17 protein-coding genes are annotated in these 18,824 nt (G+C 63.0%); 6 read left to right on the forward strand and 11 right to left on the reverse strand.

Going from position 1 to position 18,824, the window contains the following annotated elements; all coding sequences use genetic code 11:
• Nucleotides 1–146 precede the first annotated feature (146 nt).
• From ACZ9HU_RS07460 to ACZ9HU_RS07485, 6 genes are all read left to right on the forward strand, one after another.
• Nucleotides 147–962 (forward strand): GNAT family N-acetyltransferase, encoded by an 816-nt coding sequence (locus tag ACZ9HU_RS07460; protein WP_476103986.1) that lies wholly within the window; start codon nt 147–149, stop codon nt 960–962.
• 3 nt (nt 963–965) lie between these two features.
• Entirely contained in the window at nt 966–2,426 is a 1,461-nt protein-coding gene (locus tag ACZ9HU_RS07465) for an NAD-dependent succinate-semialdehyde dehydrogenase (protein ID WP_476103988.1), read from the forward strand.
• Between the two features lie 5 nt (nt 2,427–2,431).
• Nucleotides 2,432–3,499, forward strand: coding sequence for a tartrate dehydrogenase (locus ACZ9HU_RS07470; RefSeq protein WP_476103990.1), 1,068 nt, complete (start codon nt 2,432–2,434; stop codon nt 3,497–3,499).
• 74 nt (nt 3,500–3,573) lie between these two features.
• On the forward strand, nt 3,574–4,962 hold the full coding sequence (locus tag ACZ9HU_RS07475) for an aminotransferase class III-fold pyridoxal phosphate-dependent enzyme (protein WP_476103992.1): 1,389 nt from the start codon (nt 3,574–3,576) through the stop codon (nt 4,960–4,962).
• A 15-nt stretch (nt 4,963–4,977) separates the two neighbouring features.
• A complete protein-coding gene (locus tag ACZ9HU_RS07480) occupies nt 4,978–5,472 on the forward strand; it encodes an Lrp/AsnC family transcriptional regulator (RefSeq protein ID WP_476103994.1) in 495 nt (164 codons plus the stop codon).
• A gap of 11 nt (nt 5,473–5,483) precedes the next feature.
• Nucleotides 5,484–6,641: a M20 aminoacylase family protein gene (locus ACZ9HU_RS07485; RefSeq protein ID WP_476103995.1), complete on the forward strand. Its 1,158-nt coding sequence runs from the start codon at nt 5,484–5,486 to the stop codon at nt 6,639–6,641.
• 3 nt (nt 6,642–6,644) lie between these two features.
• On the opposite strand, the gene ACZ9HU_RS07490 is transcribed toward ACZ9HU_RS07485, so the two are convergent.
• Genes ACZ9HU_RS07490 through hypA form a run of 11 tightly spaced genes read right to left on the reverse strand, consistent with a single transcriptional unit; the run spans nt 6,645 to nt 18,819 of the window.
• Complete coding sequence (locus ACZ9HU_RS07490; protein WP_476103997.1) at nt 6,645–7,880, reverse strand: DUF3422 domain-containing protein; 1,236 nt, start codon at nt 7,878–7,880, stop codon at nt 6,645–6,647.
• The gene (gene hypF, locus ACZ9HU_RS07495; protein WP_476104000.1) at nt 7,877–10,117 is read right to left on the reverse strand and encodes a carbamoyltransferase HypF; all 2,241 of its coding nucleotides are present in this window, start codon (nt 10,115–10,117) and stop codon (nt 7,877–7,879) included. Before hypF ends, ACZ9HU_RS07490 begins: the two co-directional genes overlap by 4 nt.
• Nucleotides 10,117–11,586 (reverse strand): nickel-dependent hydrogenase large subunit, encoded by a 1,470-nt coding sequence (locus ACZ9HU_RS07500; RefSeq protein ID WP_476104002.1) that lies wholly within the window; start codon nt 11,584–11,586, stop codon nt 10,117–10,119. Before ACZ9HU_RS07500 ends, hypF begins: the two co-directional genes overlap by 1 nt.
• Entirely contained in the window at nt 11,583–12,611 is a 1,029-nt protein-coding gene (locus ACZ9HU_RS07505) for an NADH-quinone oxidoreductase subunit B family protein (RefSeq protein WP_476104004.1), read from the reverse strand. The genes ACZ9HU_RS07500 and ACZ9HU_RS07505 overlap by 4 nt, the downstream gene beginning before the upstream one ends.
• Nucleotides 12,608–13,663, reverse strand: coding sequence for a sensor histidine kinase (locus tag ACZ9HU_RS07510; RefSeq protein ID WP_476104006.1), 1,056 nt, complete (start codon nt 13,661–13,663; stop codon nt 12,608–12,610). Before ACZ9HU_RS07510 ends, ACZ9HU_RS07505 begins: the two co-directional genes overlap by 4 nt.
• A complete protein-coding gene (locus ACZ9HU_RS07515; RefSeq protein WP_476104008.1) occupies nt 13,660–15,165 on the reverse strand; it encodes a sigma-54-dependent transcriptional regulator in 1,506 nt (501 codons plus the stop codon). Before ACZ9HU_RS07515 ends, ACZ9HU_RS07510 begins: the two co-directional genes overlap by 4 nt.
• A gap of 11 nt (nt 15,166–15,176) precedes the next feature.
• The gene (gene hypE / locus ACZ9HU_RS07520) at nt 15,177–16,214 is read right to left on the reverse strand and encodes a hydrogenase expression/formation protein HypE (RefSeq protein ID WP_476104010.1); all 1,038 of its coding nucleotides are present in this window, start codon (nt 16,212–16,214) and stop codon (nt 15,177–15,179) included.
• Nucleotides 16,211–17,338, reverse strand: coding sequence for a hydrogenase formation protein HypD (gene hypD / locus ACZ9HU_RS07525; RefSeq protein WP_476104012.1), 1,128 nt, complete (start codon nt 17,336–17,338; stop codon nt 16,211–16,213). The genes hypE and hypD overlap by 4 nt, the downstream gene beginning before the upstream one ends.
• Entirely contained in the window at nt 17,335–17,577 is a 243-nt protein-coding gene (locus tag ACZ9HU_RS07530) for a HypC/HybG/HupF family hydrogenase formation chaperone (RefSeq protein WP_476104014.1), read from the reverse strand. The genes hypD and ACZ9HU_RS07530 overlap by 4 nt, the downstream gene beginning before the upstream one ends.
• Nucleotides 17,578–17,581: 4 nt before the next feature.
• A complete protein-coding gene (hypB, locus tag ACZ9HU_RS07535) occupies nt 17,582–18,556 on the reverse strand; it encodes a hydrogenase nickel incorporation protein HypB (RefSeq protein ID WP_476104017.1) in 975 nt (324 codons plus the stop codon).
• Nucleotides 18,487–18,819 (reverse strand): hydrogenase maturation nickel metallochaperone HypA, encoded by a 333-nt coding sequence (hypA, locus tag ACZ9HU_RS07540; RefSeq protein WP_476104019.1) that lies wholly within the window; start codon nt 18,817–18,819, stop codon nt 18,487–18,489. The genes hypB and hypA overlap by 70 nt, the downstream gene beginning before the upstream one ends.
• Nucleotides 18,820–18,824: the final 5 nt, after the last annotated feature.

Genomic DNA, 18,824 nt, shown 5'->3' on the forward strand with positions numbered 1-18,824 from the left:
ATAATCTTCCGATATGCGCCATAACGCGGCATCCTATTCCATCCATGCGGCGCTAACCCTTTATCAACATGGCCATGGTGCCACAGCAACGGATCAGGAGTGTTATGATGGGTGAGCTGGTATCCAGCGACATCTCTTTTCGGGAAATGAGGCACCAGGACATCGACCGCGCGGTGGAAATGTCGCGCGCCCTGTCATGGCCCCATCGCGAAGAAGATTGGGCGCTGTTCCTCCAGCTGGGCGAAGGCATTGTGGCGCTGGATGATGACCGGGTGATCGGCACGATCATCGGCTTTCCCTATGGGCAAAAGGCCGCGGCCGTAGGCATGGTCATCGTCGATGACGCCTATCAGGGCAAGGGCTATGGGCGCCGCCTGATGCAGGCGATGCTGGACCAACTGGGTGATCGCACCGTCATGCTTCAGGCCACTGTTCAGGGCGCGCCGCTGTATGAAAAGCTGGGCTTTGTCGATTGCGGCGTGCTGCATCAGCATCAGGGCACGGTCCCGCTTGCGCCTTTGGCCTCGCTGCGCAGCGGCGAGCGTATCCGCCCCTTGGGCGCGTCCGAACAAAGCCCCGGCGATCTCTATTCCCGCGCCACCGGCACCGACCGCCATTCGGCCATGCGCGCGTTGACGGCTCAGGACAGGTCGGTCGTTTTGACCCGTGACGACATTCCGGTCGGTTTTGCCCTGCTGCGCCGCTTTGGCCGTGGATGGTCGGTGGCGCCGGTGATTGCGCCCGACGGCGACGGTGCCAAAGCGCTGATATTGCACTGGCTGGCGCAGAATGCGGGGAATTTCACGCGCCTTGACGTAACCGAGGCCAGCGGGCTTTCCCCCTGGCTTGAAGGGCTTGGCCTTGCCCGCGTTGATACGGTCCGCATGATGGCTCGCGGTCCACTGCCCGAAACCGACGAGAGCGTTAAGCTCTTTGCCCTCTCCGCCCAAGCGATGGGATGAAACATGCAGCTTTCTGATTCTACACTTTTGAAGCAGGCCGCCCTGATCGGCGGGGAATGGCTCTCGGCATCCTCGCGCGATGCGCTCTCGGTCAATGATCCGGCCAGCGGCGCCGTGGTGGGCGCGGTGCCCGATTGCACAGCCGATGATACGCTGGAGGCGATTGCCGCAGCCAACGCCGCATGGCCCGCATGGCGCGCACGCACGGCGGGCGAACGCTGCGCCTTGCTGGAAGCGTGGCATGCGCTGGTGCTGGCCAACCTGGACGATCTGGCGCTGATCATGACGACGGAACAGGGCAAACCTCTGGCCGAGGCGCAGGGCGAAATCCGCTATGCCGCCAGCTTCATCAAATGGTTTGCCGAGGAAGGCCGCCGCACCGGCGGGCGCAATGTCGTCTCTCCCGAACGCGACCGGCGCATCATTGTCCTGACCGAGCCGGTGGGCGTTTCGGCAGCGATCACGCCTTGGAATTTCCCCGCCGCGATGATCACCCGCAAATGCGCGCCCGCGCTGGCCGCAGGTTGTCCGGTGGTGATCAAGCCGTCGGAAATGACGCCCTTTACCGCGCTTGCGCTGGTGGAACTGGCCGTTCGTGCAGGCATTCCGGCCGGCGTCATCAATATCGTGACCGGCATGCCCACCGCAATTGGTGCGGCCATCACGGCCAGCCCGCTGGTGCGCAAGCTGTCCTTTACCGGATCGACACGCGTGGGGGCGCTGCTGCTCGAACAATGCGCGAAAACCATCAAGCGGACCAGCATGGAATTGGGCGGCAATGCGCCGTTGATCGTTTTTGCCGATGCCGATCTCGATCTGGCGGTGAAGGCGGCGATGGCGTCGAAATTCCGTAATTCGGGACAGACCTGCGTTTGCGCCAACCGCATGTTGGTGGCCGATGAAATCTATGATGCCTTTGCCGAAAAACTGGCCGCGGCGGTTGGGCAATTGAACGCCGCGCCGGGGATGGAGGCGGGTTCCACCGTCGGCCCATTGATCAACGCAGCGGCTGTCGAAAAGGTTTCCGCCCATCTGGAAGATGCGCTGGGCAAGGGCGGCAAAATCATCGGCGAAGGCAAGGGCCGCAGCGATGACCGCTTTGTCCGCCCCGTCATCATCGGTGACGCAAACCCCGACATGCGTCTGGCCAGCGAAGAAACCTTTGGGCCCCTCGCCCCGCTCTTCCGCTTTACCAGCGAGCGGCAGGCGATCGAGATGGCCAATGACACGCCCTTTGGCCTTGCCGCCTATTTCTACACCCGCGACCTCTCGCGCTCGTTCCGCGTGGCCGAGGCGTTGGAAGCCGGGATGATCGCGCTGAACACCGGCGGGATCGCGATGGAAATGGCGCCCTTTGGCGGGATCAAGCAGTCGGGCCTTGGCCGCGAAGGCGGACAGCAGGGCATTGAGGAATATCTGGAAACCAAGGCCTTCCACATCGGTGGGCTGGAATTGGGGGCATAAGACCCATGCGCAATTACAAGATCGCCGTCATCGCCGGGGACGGCATTGGCAAGGAAGTCATGCCCGAGGGCTTGCGCGCGCTGGAAAAGACGGCGGGGGCCTATGGCTTCGGCCTCGACCTTCAGGTACATAATTTCGCCGATTGCGATTATTATGCCCAACATGGCCGCATGATGCCCGAAGACTGGAAGGATCAGATCGGGCGCCCCGATGCGATCTTCTTTGGCGCGGTGGGCTGGCCCGCGACGGTGCCCGATCACATTTCGCTCTGGCAATCGCTGCTGCAATTCCGCCGCGAATATGACCAGTATGTCAACCTGCGCCCTGTGCGCCTGATGCCGGGCGTGCCTTGTCCGCTGGCGGGGCGCGAGCCGGGCGACATCGACTTTTGGGTGGTGCGCGAAAACACGGAAGGGGAATATTCCAGCGTTGGCGGCCATATGTTCCCCGGCACCGAGCGCGAGATCGTCATTCAGGAAACCGTGATGACCCGTCAGGGCGTGGACCGCGTGCTGCGCTTTGCCTTTGAACTTGCCCAGAAGCGCTCCGCCAAGCATCTGACCAGCGCGACCAAGTCGAACGGCATCGCCATCACCATGCCCTTCTGGGACAAACGCGTCGAGGCCATCGGCGAGGAATTTCCCGATGTGACCCACGACAAATATCACATCGACATCCTGACCGCGCAATTCGTGATGAACCCGCAACGTTTCGACGTGGTGGTGGCATCGAACCTGTTCGGCGATATCCTGTCCGACCTTGGCCCGGCCTGCACCGGCACGATCGGCATTGCGCCATCGGGCAACATCAACCCCACGGGCGAACATCCCAGCCTGTTCGAACCCGTCCACGGTTCGGCTCCCGATATTGCGGGCAAAGGCATTGCCAATCCGGTGGGCCAGATCTGGTCAGCCGCGATGATGCTGGAACATCTGGGCGAAGCACAAGCGGCGGCGGGCATCATGCGTGCCATCGAGGATGTGCTGTCCACCCCATCGGGCCGAACCGGCGATCTGAAGGGCAGCGCCAACACGGTGGAATGCGGCAAGGCGATTGCCGCCGCCATCGGCTGATCCACAGCATTTTATGCCGCACCCGCGCCGCAGTTTGGCGCAACACGCCTGAACCGTTAGCATAGGTTTGCCACATGACCGAAACCTTGACCAATCGCTCGCTGATCGACCTTGACCGCGATCACCTGATCCACCCAGTCGCTTCGTTCCGGGGCCATGAGGAGCATGGCGCACGCGTGCTGGCCAGCGGGGACGGCATGTGGCTGACCGATATAGACGGCAGGCGCGTGATCGACGCCTTTGCCGGCCTGTGGTGCGTCAATGTCGGCTATGGCCAGGAAAGCGTGGTAGAAGCGGCGGCCGAACAGATGCGCCGCCTGCCCTATGCCACCGGCTATTTCCATTTCGCCAGCGAACCAATGATCCGCCTTGCGGCAGAATTGACCGCGCTGACGCCCGAAGGCCTCAACCACGTCTATTTCACCCAAGGCGGTTCGGATTCCGTGGACAGCGCGGTGCGCTATATCATCCACTATTTCAACGCCATCGGTAAGCCGGAGAAGAAACAGTTCATCGCGCTGGAATGGGGCTATCACGGCTCGTCCTCGACGGGCGCGGGGCTGACGGCGCTGGGCAATTTCCATCGCGGTTTCGACCTGCCCTTCAAGTGGCAGCATCATATTGCCTCGCCCTATCCCTATCGCCACCCCAATGGTGATGATGATGCCGCCGTCATTGCCAGCACCGTCACCGCATTGGAGGCCAAGGTGGCCGAGATCGGCGCGGACAAGGTCGCCGCCTTCTGCTGCGAACCCATTCAGGGCAGCGGCGGCGTGATCGTGCCTCCCGTCGGCTGGCTCAAAGCCATCCGTGAGGCTTGCGACCGTCTGGGCATTCTGATGCTGGTGGACGAAGTCATCACCGGCTTTGGCCGCACCGGGCCTTTGTTCGCCTGTAATGCCGAAGGCGTGACCCCCGACTTCATGACCACGGCCAAGGGCCTGACCGCCGGTTACATCCCGATGGGCGCGCTGTTCATGGCCGACCATATTTATCAGGCGATTGCGGACGCCAGCCCCTTGCCCGTGGGTCATGGCGGCACCTATTCGGGCCATCCGGTGGCGGCGGCTGTGGGCCTTGAAGTGCTGCGCCTCTATCGCGAAGGCGGCGTCCTTGCCAATGGCGAGAAAGTGGGCAAGCGTTTTGCCGCACGGATGGATGCGCTGCGTTCGCATCCTCTGGTGGGCGATGTGCGTTATCGCGGGCTGCTGGGCGCCATCGAACTGGTCGCCAACAAGGAAACCAAGGAAGCCTTCCCGGCCGAATTGGCCATTGGCGACCGACTGTCGCAAATGACATGGGACAATGGCGTGATCGCACGCTGTTTTGCCAATGCCGTCATCGGCTTCGCCCCCGCGCTGACCTGCACCGATGAAGAAATGGACACCATTTTTGATCGTGTGCAATTGACGCTCGACCAATTGCTGGAACAAGCCGATATTCGTGCCGCAATCGGCAAATAAGAGGAATAGCGCCCCATGATGCCCGGCCTCAAACTAGACCGCATCGATCTCAAGATCCTTGCCAAGCTGCAACAGGCCGGGCGCGTCACCAATGTCGAACTGGCCGATGCGGTGGGGCTTTCGCCCTCGCCCTGCCTGACCCGCGTAAAGCGGTTGGAGCAGGCAGGCTATATCACCGGCTATGGGGCGCATCTCAACCTTGGCAAGCTGGGCGAATTTCTGACGGTGTTTACCGAGGTGACGCTGTCGGAACATCGTCGCGGCGATTTTTCGCGCTTTGAAAGCCGGATCGTCAAACTGGACGAGATCGTCGAATGCCATCTGGTGTCGGGCGGCTATGACTATCTGCTCAAATTCGTCACGCGCGGCGTTTCGCATTACCAGTCGATCATCGAAGGCATGCTGGAAAGCGATTACGGGATCGAGAAATATTTCTCCTATGTCGTGATCAAATCGCCCTTCATCAAACATCACTTCCCGATCCAGAGCCTGTTCGGCAACTCGATTTAAGGCACCGATCCATGACAGATATTACTGCGCTGATGGCGCCATTGGTGGCGTTGCGCCATGATATCCATGCGCACCCCGAATTGGGTTTTGCCGAACATCGCACGGCGGGCATCATTGCCGATGCGCTGCACGCGGCGGGGCTGGATGTCCACGAAGGCATTGGCGGCACCGGAGTTGTGGGCGTGTTGCGCCATGGTTCCGGCACCCGTACCGTTGGCCTGCGCGCCGACATGGATGCGTTGCCCATCGATGAAAAGACCGGCCTGCCCTATACCAGCCGCCACGAAGGGTGTTTTCACGGCTGCGGCCATGATGGCCACGTGGCGATGCTGCTGGGCGCGGCCCAGGCATTGAGCGCCGATCCTTCGGGCATTGACGGCACCGTGCATTTCATCTTTCAACCCGCCGAGGAAGGACAAGGCGGCGCGCGTGCCATGATCGAGGACGGGTTGTTCGAACGCTTCCCCTGCGACCGGGTCTATGCGCTGCACAACTGGCCCGCCCTGCCCGCCGGGACGATTGCAACGCGGGCCGGGGCGATCATGGGGGCCGCGGACAAATTTTTCATCACCCTGCGCGGACGCGGAGGCCATGCGGCGGTTCCGCATGACACCAATGACACCCTTTTGGCCGCAGCATCGCTGGTGCAGCAATTGAACACCATCGTTTCGCGCAATGCCCCGGCCAGCGCGAATGCCGTCCTGTCCGTCACGCAAATGCATGGCGGCCATGCGCATAACGTCATCCCGGGCGAAGCCATGGTGGCGGGTACGGTCCGCACATTCGACCCCGCCGTTCAGGACCGTATCGAGGAACGCATGCGCCAGATCATCGCCGGGATCGAGACCGGTTTCGAGGTCAGTGCCGAACTGGTCTATGACCGTTACTATCCCGCCACGATCAATGATGCAGACGCTGCGGAGGATGCGCTTCGCATCGCCGCGACCGTCGGCCATGCTGAACGCGCCCCCGAACCCGCCGCGACCTCAGAGGACTTCTCCTTCATGCTCCAGGCCCGCCCCGGCGCCTATATCTGGCTGGGGCAAGGCAAGGGCGAGAACCCGCCCCCGCTGCACAATCCGCATTACGATTTCAACGATGCGGTGATGGAAACGGGTGTGCGACTGCATCTGGCGCTGGCCCATCACTGGCTGGCGCCGCAAGTGTGAGCCTTAATGTTCACCCATAACCCGCGCCTTCATCCGGTGCAGGCCCAGCCACATGGACACCACCACCATCGGCACCAAAACGCCCATGATTTCGGCCGCCGGGAAATGCTCGAAACGATGCTCGGCGGCTTTCAGCATATAGCCGATCAAGCTGATGCCGTAATAGCTGAGCGCGACGACAGAAAGGCCTTCGACCAATTGTTGAAGCCGCAATTGCAGGCTGGATGAACGCTCCATGCTGCGCAGCAATCGGCCATTCTGATTTTCGATGCGGGTTTCAACGCGGGTGCGCAACAGCGACGTAAAATGCGCCGCCCGCCCCGACATATCCTCCAGCCGCCGCGAATAGGCCTGCGCGGTGCGGATCGCGGGCAGCAGGCGGCGCTGGGTAAAATCCTCAAGGCTGGGATAGCCGGGGATCGCGCGCGGCATTAATCCGGCCAGACGCTCCTCGACCAATTGGGCATAGGCGTCGGTCGCGCTCATCCGGTAATTGGTTTCGGTGGAAAGCGACATCAGGTCTAGGCTGAGCACCGACACGCGTTCGAGCAGCGCATCGTCGGTCGTTTCAGGATTGGCGACATCGGCGGCCAATTGTCGCAACGTCGCCTCTGCCGCATCCAGCCTTGGCCAGTAAGCCTGCGCCACCGGCAAGCCCATCAGCGCCAGATTGCGGTAATTGCCCAATTCCTGAAACCTTTGCAGCAATCGCGCAAGATCGGCGGGTGCCGCCCCATTGCCCGCCACCAATGCAATACCCAGACCTTCGTCCCCAATCCGGAAATCGGACCAGAGACGCACGCCCGACGCCCCGATCAGGCATGAAATCAGATCGCTGCCGACAAAGCCCATTTGGGGCAGCATGTCGCGGGCCTGTGCCTGATTTTCGACGACATGGATGCGGGTCGCGCGCATGGTCTGGCCCGGAAAACGCTCGATCCATGCCATGGCCTCGGACGGATCGGCATGGGGTTCCTGCATGAACAGGGTGATGCCGCATGCCTCGCTATGCTGCTCCCACACAAAGGAAATGCCGGGTGCCAACTCACCTTCGGCATGACGGGGGTTTTCCGATTGGCCCAGCCAGTTGTCCAGCATCGTCCGATGCGCCGCGCGTTCTTCGGGCGTCACCAAACGCAGCACCTGCACAATTTGCGCCGGGGCATGGATCGCAGGCCAGCGCCGCAAATGCATTTCGCCCACCACCTGACGGCGCAGCGGATGTTCGTTGAGCCTCATTCACCCTCTCCCCTTAACGCGGCGATGATGCCCTGTCCCAAAGACAGGCCGCCGTCATTGGCCGGAACGTGCCGATGGGCCAGCGGGACCATATCCCGCGCCCGGATTTCCCGACGCAGCGCGGCCAGCAAGACCCGGTTCTGCATCACGCCGCCCGACAGCACGACATGTTGCCCCGGACGCCCCGCCAATGCCGCCTGATGGCCCAAAGCCGACGCCAGCGTGGCGTGGAAGCGGGCCGCGATCCGCCCCTTATCGACGCCTTTGCCAAGATCAGCCAGCAAGGCGCGCCACAATCCCCCCCATTCCAGCGCGGGTTCGATGTCCCACGCCTTTTCATCCCATGGCCGCGCCATCGCCTCCAGCGCCATGGCCGCCTGACCTTCATGCCCGACACGCGCCGGGTAAATGCCCAGCGCCGCCGCGACCGCGTCAAACAACCGGCCTGCGGACGAACATGGCGGACAATTCGTACCACTGTCGATCATGCTTTCGGCCAAGCGCAACTTGGTCTCGTCGGGCAAATGCGCCATCACCGGCCCGGCAAAACTGCGCCATTCGCGCCCGAATGCGGCGCGCAAATGCGCCAGAAGGTTGCGCCACGGTTCCTTCATCGCCGCCGATCCGCCGATCAGCGGGACCGGAGCAAAACCGGCCACACGTTCGACATGACGATAGCCGCCGTAAAGGACCTCACCGCCCCACAGCGCGCCATCCGGCCCCATCCCCAATCCGTCGAGCAGCAATCCCACATAATCGTCATCACCCATGCCATTGTCGGCCAGACAAGCGGCCATATGAGCGTGGTGATGCGCGACGCGGGCCAACCGGGCGCCGCATTCCTGCGCGACCATTTCACCGATCTGGGTCGAGAGATAGGACCGGTGCGCATCGACGGCGACGATCTGCGGGGTAAAATCGAACAATCGCCGATAGAGATCGAACATGGCCCGATAGTCGCCAAGCGCCGCCGCCTGTTCCAGATCGCCGATATGCGGGCCAACGATCGCCTCGCCATCACGGATCAAGGTGAAGGTCGCCTTCAACTCCCCCCCGCAGGCGAGCACAGGCGGCAGACCGGAAAAAGGCAGCGCAATGGGTGCGGGCGCATAGCCCCGCGCGCGGCGAATGGGCAATGACGCGCCGCATTCATCCATGGCCAGAACACTGTCATCCAGCCGGTTCTGGATGGGCCGGTCGTGCATCAGGAAAGCATCGGCAATCCCAGCCAACGCCGCGCGGGCCGCGTCATTGTCGATCACCTGCGGTTCGTCGCTGTGATTGCCCGATGTCATCACCAACGGCCCGCCAAAGGCTTCGCACAGCAAATGATGCAATGGTGTCGCGGGCAACATCACGCCAATGTGATCCTGACCGGGCGCCAGAGCATCGGGCAAGGACGCGACATGCGGCAACAGCACAATGGGGGCCGCAGCGCTTTTCAGGATCTGCCACGCCTGATCGGAAACATCGCAAATGTCTTGCGGGCATGGGGTCATCACGGCGAAAGGCTTGCTGTCCCGCCCTTTGCGCCTTCGCAATTCCTCGATGACGGCCCCGTTCCACGCGTCACACGCCAGATGGAACCCGCCCAGCCCCTTGATCGCGACGATGGCGCCATCGCGCAGCAATTGCACCGCCGCATTGATAGGATCGCCCTGCGCCCCTTCGATCCACAAACGCGGGCCGCAATCGGCACAGGCGATGGGTTGCGCGTGAAAGCGCCGATCGGCCGGGTTTTGATATTGCGCCAAACAGGCCGCGCACATCGGAAAATCGGCCATGCTGGTTTGCGCCCGATCCCACGGAATGGCGCGGGCAATGGTCAGGCGCGGGCCGCAATGGGTGCAATTGGTAAAGGCATAGGCGTGTCGGCGCTCCGCCGGATCGCGAATTTCGGCAAGGCAGTCCGGACAAGTCGCCGCATCGGGAGGAATGGCCGTATTGGCAACGCCATGCCCGCTTTCAACGATACGAAAGCCCGATGGCCGCACGCCCGATATGGCTTCAGCTTCGACCGCAACAACTGTGGCCAATGGCGGCGCATCGCTGCGCAAACGGCGTTCCAGATCGGCCAGCGCCGACACCGGACCCCACGCCGAGATCAGTACCCCCTGCCCGTCATTCGACACTTCGCCCGTCAACGCCAGATCCTGCGCCAGACGCCAGACGAAGGGGCGGAACCCCACCCCCTGAACCGTCCCGCGCACACGGATGCTGCGCCCCGTGACCGGCATCAATGCACCGTGCAGACCATGCATGGGTCAAAGCTGCGCACGATATGCTGCACAGCCACCGGCTCGGTTTCGCCCGGACGGATCGGCGCTCCTACCAAGGCCTGCTCCAGGGGACCGGGCACGCCTAGCGCGTCGCGGGGCGAGAAGTTCCATGTCGTGGGGGCGATGATCTGGTAATGGCTGATCCTCCCTCCATCCAGCCTCAGCCAATGGCCAAGGCTCCCACGCGCCGCCTCGGTCAGGCCCATGGCATCGCCCGTATCCAGACGCGGGCGCGTATCCTGAAAGGGCGCCGAAGGGTCGATGGCCGCCACCCATTGCTCCATCGCCATGACCACCAGAGCAACCTCGATGATCCGCGCCACCACGCGGGCCTCGACACTGGCCCCATCGCGCGCGACATAATCGCGCAGCAAGGGATGCCCCGCCACCAATTGCCGCGAAAGGGCGCCAACTTCGGCCACGCGCCCATCAAGGCGCGGCGCCTTGCACCAGCTATAGGCATCAGGATTGCTCATGTCAGGCGCGGGCGCAGCCTGACGCGGGGGGCCGCCTTCACCCACATACCATGCGTGCGACACGTCCTCGGTAATAGCGCCAATGGGCAAGGCCCCCGCCACGCCCAGCCCGGCGTCGAACATGCCTCTGGGAAACAGCGGCCCGTCGGCCCCGGCATAGGCCCCAAAGGCGATATGGCGAAGACGCGTCACGCCCGACCGCGCCAAGCCAAGGCGCCGCGCAATCTTAAGGAAATGGGCAAAATCGCCGCGATTACCCTGTGCAAAGGCGTAGAGCGCGTCGCGGCTGGATATGGCCGCCACCGTTTCCAGCGACGCGCCAAACAGCACATTTTCGCAAAAGCCGCGAAACCCGGCCAGCATCAACCGCAACCGCGCCTGTTCCGCCCGCGTGATGGCCCGCGTCGATCCGCCCGGCTGAATCGAGAGCGTATGCGGCCATTTCCCGGCCAGAATGCCCATCATGTTCATCAAACCGGCACGGGCGGGCAACATCTGGGTCGCCGCCGTCCCTTTGAGCGCGGTAAAACGCATGGCGGCACCTTCATGCCACGGCTCGTCGGCATAGGTTGCGCGGGCGAAATCGGGCATGAAGAACAGATAGAAATGCGTGATATGGTCCGCGATATTTTCCACCGCATGGACCAGATTGATCGCATGTTGCCCGTTGGCGGGCGGCAATTGCCGCTGCATCCCGGCGGGGCGCACACCCGCCAAGGCCCGCGACGCCGCCACGCTTTGCGACACCGAACAAATGCCGCAAATGCGCGGAGCATAGGTCAAGGCATCGGCCGCAGGCCGCCCGACCAGCATCGCCTCGAACCCGCGATAAAGCGGCGAGGTGACACGCGCCCCCTCGACATGATCGCCCGCAATGTCGAGCCGCACCTCTAGATCGCCCTCCACCCGGTTGAACGGGCCGAGGATCAGGCGCGATGGCTTGTCACTCATACGCCCTCCTTGCGCTTGTCACGCGGCAGGATGGCGGGCGTGGGCCTAGCGGCATTTTCCTTTAACCGGCGGGGCGTTGCGGCCTTGGACAGGCTGGCCAGAGCGACAAACCATGCCTTGGGCATATCGGTGGGCAAGCCGATGGGAATGCCGCTGATCTTGGGTGTGGTTGAAAAACTGTGCCCCGGCTCCTCAAACCCCGGCGCGGTGCAATTGATGCACGGGTATCCACCCGTCAGGCAAGAGCCAGACCCGTTCCACGCCCGCGTGTTGCAATCGGCCCGCGCCTGCGTCCCCTTGCAGCCGAGGTTTTCCATCATGCAACCAAGGTCGCCCAGTTCCTCGGCGCTGGCCTTGAATTCATAATATTCGTTGCGGGAGCAGCCGTGGTGAACAAGGCTGGACGTATAGGCCAAGGGGCGTTCCCATTCATCCAGATCGGTCGCGTTCAATGTGCCCCCCGCCAGTTGCAGGATTGTATCGACGAACCACCCCGGATGGATCGGACAACCGGCGATGTTGATGACCGGCAATCCGCCCCGCCCGCGGAATCCCGCACCCAGCAACCCGCCAGAGGTCCGCCCATTATAGGCAAGCCCGCCCGCCTCCACCGCATTGCCGCCGCCCATCGTAATCCCGCCATAGGCCGCGCAGGAACCGACGGCGATGACATGGGTGGCATGTTGTGCAATGGCGTGGATCATGTCGCGCATCGGTCGCCCGGTGCCCGCCATCAGGTGAAAGCCGCCCGTACCATTGGGGCCGTGGATGACCGATCCTTCAAGGCACAGAATATCGACCGGATCGCGCCCATCGGCCGCCGCGTCCAATATCGCGCGCGCTTCCGCACCCGTCGCCTCGGACAGCGAGGGGTGCCACAGCACCTCGACATGGGCGGCGCGCAGGGCCGATACCAGATCCGGCTCCTGTTGCCCTATGAGCGAGAGCGTGCAGCCGCCACATCCCCCCGATTGCAGCCAGATCAGGCGCAAGGGACGCTGGGCCGTGCCCGATGGATAGCTCATTCCTCGCCTCCCTCGGGGCTGGATACGGACATGCGCAGCGTGAACATCGCACCACCGCCCGGCGCATCGGCATATTCCAGATTGCCGCCCAATTTCCCCGCCATCGTATAGGAGACATAAAGCCCCAGTCCCGTCCCCGCGCCAATCGGCTTGGTGGTGAAAAAGGGTTCAAAAATCTTGTCCTGATGCTCGCGGGCAACCCCTTGCCCGTTGTCGGCAACATGCAGGGCGATCATGTTCTGGGATTGATCGGAACTGATCCTGATGATGCCCCCTTCTTTGTCTTTCAGCGCATCGGCGGCGTTCTGGACAAGGTTGACGAGGATCTGATGCAATTGCCCCTTGCGGCTGGCGATCTCCAGCGTTTCGGGCAGATCACATTGCAATTCGGGCGGATCGCGCAAAGCCTTCAGAACCCAGTCGGCCGCCGTATGAACCAGACGGACGAGGTTGAAACTTTCCAGCGGTTCGCGCTGATTGGCGGAAAAGCGGCGCAGGTCCTGCACGATGTCGCGCACCCGCTCGGCCCCTTCCAGCGTGCCATCGACCAGCGGGCCGATGTCAGACAGCACCCGGTCAATTTTGAGCTTTTCGCGCAACGCCGCCAGTTCGCCCCCGCCCCGCCCCGCGTCAATCGCGGCCAGATATTGCGTAATCGCCCCGCCATAGCGTTTGAGCGCATACATATTGCCGAACACAAAGCTGATCGGATTGTTCAGCTCATGCGCCACGCCCGCCACCAATCGCCCCAATGCGGCCATCTTCTCGCTGGTCAGCAATTGCTGTTGGGTCTGGCGCAATTTCTGATGCGCTGCGTCCAGTTCGGCCAAGGCATGTTCCAGCGCGACGTTGCGCTCTTCCAACGCGGTCTGGCTGGTGACAAGATCGGCATAGACATCGTCCATCTTGCGGATGACATCGATCCACATATCCTCGCCATGAAAGGCGCCGTCGCCCGGCATCGACAATTCCGGCATGGGGTCATGCGGACAATCGACATGGGCCGGATCGAACCGCCCTTCGAACCTGTCATTGCCCCCCTGATGCATCATCGGCTCACCGTCCCACGCCCGGCCACTTCCCGCAACGGATGGACATTTTCCAGACCATAGCGTTCGAGTTTGGCCCGCAGCCCCACGCGCGAGAGGCCCAATTCGCGAGCCGTCTGCGATTTGTTCCAACGGTGCCGGATCAGCGTTTCCCGGATGATCCGCGCCTCCATCGCACAGACGCGCTCCTTGAGATCGCCGGTCAGGTCGCCCAGATCGGGCACGGCATCAGCCTGCGCAACCGGCGCACGGGACACGGGCGCGGCGATATGGGGCGAAAGCACATCCACCCCCAGCCAGCGCCCTTCCACCCCGCGCACAAGCATGCGCTGAATCTCATTCTGCAATTCACGCACATTGCCCGGCCATGCGTAAGCCGACAGGCGCGCCATCGCCTCATCCGAAACGCCCTGCACACGCTTGCCCATGTTGCCCATGGCGCGGTCCAGCAAGGTCTGCACCAGCACCGGCAGATCGCCGGGGCGGTCTTTGAGGTCGGGCAGGCGCACGATCATGCCCGCCAACCGATAGAACAGATCGGCGCGGAACCGGCCCTCGCGCACTTCCTCTTCCAAATCGCGGTTAGTGGCGGCGATGACGCGCACATCGACCTTGCGCGTGCGGCCATGGCCCAGCGGGCGGATCTCGCCTTCCTGCAACACGCGCAGCAATTTGACCTGAAAGGCCGGGCTGACCTCGCCGATTTCGTCAAGGAACACCGTGCCGCCATCGGCCCGTTCAAACAGGCCAATGTGGTCATCAATGGCCCCGGTGAACGCCCCCTTCTTGTGGCCGAACAATTCGCTTTCCAGCAATTCATCGGGCAAAGCGCCGCAATTTTCCACCACAAACGCCTTGTTCCAGCGCAGCGAGCCATAGTGCAGCGCCCGCGCCGCCAGTTCCTTGCCCGTGCCCGATGATCCGATCAGCAGCACCGGCACATCAAAGGGCGCGACCTGCGCCAGCGCGCCGCAAACGTCATCCATCGGGCTGCCATGGCTGCGCACGATGCCGTCGTTGAAGTCATAGGCGCGGCGCACCTGCGCTTTGCGCTTGTCCACCACCGCGCTGGCGGCCTTGGGCGCCATGCGCAGTTCGACCGCCAGCAATTCGTTCTCGCGCTGAAGCTGAAATAGGCGGCAGGCCGAATGCAGCGTCAGGAGCAGATGGTCGGGATGCCATGGCTTCGTCACATATTGAAAAATGCCCGCCTGATTGATGCCGTCGATAATGTCATGCGCATCGGCATAGCCCGAGATAATCATGCGGATCACATCGGGCCAGCGCTCCTTCACCAGCGTCAGAAACTCCACCCCGCTGCGTTCGGGCATGCGCTGGTCGCACAGGATCACCTGTACCCAATGCTGGGACAGCATCTCCTCGGCCTCACGCGTGGATGAAGCCGTCAATACCTCGAACTCATCCTCCAGAATGCGGCGCAGGGATTCAAGGCTGCGGATCTCGTCATCGACGATCAGGATGGTAGGCAGGGCAGATTGCGTCATAAACCAGCCCTCTAGCAGATTCTGGGCAATTGCTCACCCGCCAACCAGTCAACCACGCGCATCCCGCCAATCAGCGTTTCCATGCGCAGCAATCCGGGCGTGCCGGGGGGCATGGATGCGCCCACCGTGCCGATTTGCACGGCATCGCGCCCTTCGGGATGGGCGCGCATGATGGACAGCACCGCCTCGGCCTGATCATCGGGACAGATACAGACCAGCTTGCCCTCATTGGCGATATGGATGGGGTCGAGGCCGAGCAATTCACACGCCCCCGCCACTTCGGGCCGTACAGGGATCGCGGCCTCGCGCAGCGTCATGCCCACCCCCGCCGCCTCGGCCAATTCGTTGAGCGTGGCCGACAAGCCGCCCCGCGTAGGGTCACGCAAACAGGCAATCGAAGGCACCGCCGCCAGCATATCGCCCACCATCCGATGCAACGCCGCACTGTCGCTCTCGATTGTCGTGCCAAAGGCCAGACCCTGCCGCTGGCTCAATATCGCCACGCCATGGTCGCCCAGCGAGCCCGACAGCAGGATCGCCATGCCCGGTGCGATGCGCTGCGGCGCGATCTCGACGCCTTCGGGGATGATGCCGATGCCGGTGGTGGTGATGAAAAGGCCGTCTGCGGCCCCGCGCTCGACCACCTTGGTGTCGCCGGTGACGATGGGCACGCCCGCCCGCCGCGCCGCCTCGCCCATGCTGGCCGCGATGCGGTCCAGCGTTTCAAGCGGCAGCCCTTCCTCGATGATAAAGGCCGCAGACAGGGCCACCGGCATCGCGCCCCCCATGGCCACATCGTTGATCGTGCCATGCACGGCCAGCGACCCGATATCGCCGCCGGGAAATTCCAGCGGGCTGATGACATGGGCGTCGGTGCTCATCACCATCCGGCCATGCGGCAGGTCCAGCCGGGCCGCGTCATGCCCCTGATCAAGGATGGGATTGGCGAAATGGCGGGCGAAGATTTCGCGGATCAGGCGCGTGGTGGCCATGCCGCCGCCACCATGGGCCATTTCGACCGCCGCGCCGGGGCGCAGGATGCCGCTCATTCCGCCGCCTCCATTTCCGCCAAAGTTTCGGCGCGACGATAGGTGTAATAGGCTGCGCAAGAGCCTTCGGAGGACACCATGCAGGCCCCCATCGGCGTTTCGGGCGTGCATGCCTTGCCGAACAATTTGCAATCCTTGGGGCTCTTCACCCCGCGCAAGATGGCGGGGCATTCGCAGGATTTGACCTCGCGGCTCTGCTTCTCGCTGATGGTGAAACGCGCCTCGGCGTCGAAATCGGCCAACGTCGGCCGGATCGCGCGGGCGCTGCGGGGCACGCTGCCCAAACCGCGCCATTCAAAGGTTTCGCGCAGGGCAAAGACCTCCTCGATCACGTCCTGCGCCCGCGTGTTGCCCGCATCGGTCACCACGCGCGCATATTGGTTCTCGACCTCGCATCGCCCCTCATTCACCTGCCGGATCAGCATCAACACCGATTGCAGCACATCCAGAGGCTCAAACCCGGCGATCACCATCGGCCGCCCATATTGCGCCACCAAGGGGCGATAGGCCGATGCGCCGATCACCGTCGAAACATGGCTTGGCCCCAGAAACCCATCCAGCGCAATGCCCGGCGCGGCCAGTACATGCTCCATCGCGGGCGGGGTCAGCACATGGTTGCAGAACACGCTGAAATTGGCCAACCCCTGCGCCCGCGCGGTCAGGATGGCCATGCCGGTGGCGGGGGTGGTGGTTTCAAAGCCGATCCCCATGAACACCACCTGCCGCCCCGGATTGTCCCGTGCCAGCGCCAGAGCGTCGAGCGGCGAATAGACCATGCGTATATCGGCCCCCGCGCCCCGCGCGGTCAGCATGGATCGCCGCCCGCTTCCCGGCACGCGCATCATGTCGCCATAGGTGGCCAGGATCACGCCATGCCGCTCGGCCAGTTCGAGCGCATCGTCCAGACGCCGCATCGGCAACACGCAAACCGGACACCCCGGCCCATGCACAAAGCGCACATTGGACGGCACCAGATCCTGAACCCCATAGCGGAAGATCGCATGGGTATGCCCACCGCAGAACTCCATGAAGGCATAGGAGCGCGCCGGATCAGCCTCGCGCGCGATAGCCGTGGCAAGGCCTTGCGCCAGCGCCGGGTCGCGAAATTCGGAGACATATTTCATTGCCCGCCCCCCAGTTCTTCCTCGATCAGCCCCGCCTCGGCCATCATTTTGAGCGTCGCTTCGGCTTCTTCCGCACTGATCTTGTGCAGCGCATAGCCGACATGAAGCAGCACATAATCGCCCAGCGCCACATCATCGACCAGCGCCACCGAAACGATGCGCGTCACGCCGCCCGCCGACACCGTGGCCATACCATCGGGCAGCAGTTCCACCACCTGCGCGGGGATCGCAAGGCACATGGGATCAACCCTCCACGAAAGAGCGCGAGGCCAGAGCCATCGCCCGCGCCGCCCGCAGCCAGTCGAGCCATTGGCCCATACCCTCGCCGCTGCGCGCCGAAACGCGGATCAGGCGCACGCGCGGATTGACGCGGCGGGCGTTGGCGATGGCCAAATCAATATCGAAATCCAGATGCGGCAAAAGATCGACCTTGTTGACCAGAACCAGATCGGCGCTGGCAAACATATCGGGATATTTGAGCGGTTTGTCCTCGCCCTCGGTGACGGAAAGGATCGCCACACGCGCCCCCTCGCCAAGGTCAAAGGCAGCGGGGCACACCAGATTGCCGACGTTCTCGATGAACAACACGCTGCCCTCGGCTGGGGCAAGATGTTCCACCGCATGGCCCACCATATGGCCGTCGAGATGGCATCCCTTGCCGGTGTTGATCTGGATCGCGGGCGCCCCGGTGGCGCGGATACGGTCGGCGTCCGCGCTGGTCTGCTGGTCGCCCTCGATCACGGCCACGGGAAATTCACCCGCAATCTCGGTCAGTGTACGGCACAGCAACGTGGTTTTGCCCGATCCCGGCGAAGACACCAGATTGAGCGCAAGAATGCCCGATGCCGAAAAACGATCCCGATTGGCAGTAGCAAAGATGGCGTTCTTGGCCATGATGTCGGCTTCCAACTGGATCAGGCGCGTCTGGCTCATGCCCGGAACGGAAACGCCAGCCGCGCCTTGGCCGTAGTGCAGATCATCGCCATGATGGTGATGATGGCCATGATCGTGGCCATGATCGTGGCCATGATCGTGGCCATGATCGTGATCGTCGTGATGATGATGGTGGCCATGATGTTCGTGATCATGGTGATGATGCCCGTGTTCCAGCTTGGCCCCGCCATCGCCGCATCCGCAAACCGTACACATCACAAAACCTCCAATTCGCGAATGGTCATGTCTTGCCCACCCGTAATCTGCAATTGATAGGACCCGCATTGCGGGCAGGGATCATAGCGCGCGGCAATCGCCACATTGGCCGCGCATGGCATGCACCATGCGCTGGCCGCCACTTCCTCGATTTCCAGCCGAGCGCCTTCGGCCACGCCGCCGCGCATCACCACGTCAAAGCCAAAACGCAACGCTTCCGGTTCCACGCCAGACAGCGCGCCAATGGCCAGCTTCACCCGCTCCACCCGTGTAAATCCGGCCGAAGCAGCCTGTTCCTCAAGGATTTGACGGATGGATTCGCATATCGCCATTTCAT

This window comes from Novosphingobium sp. Sphag1I (genome assembly GCF_056279125.1).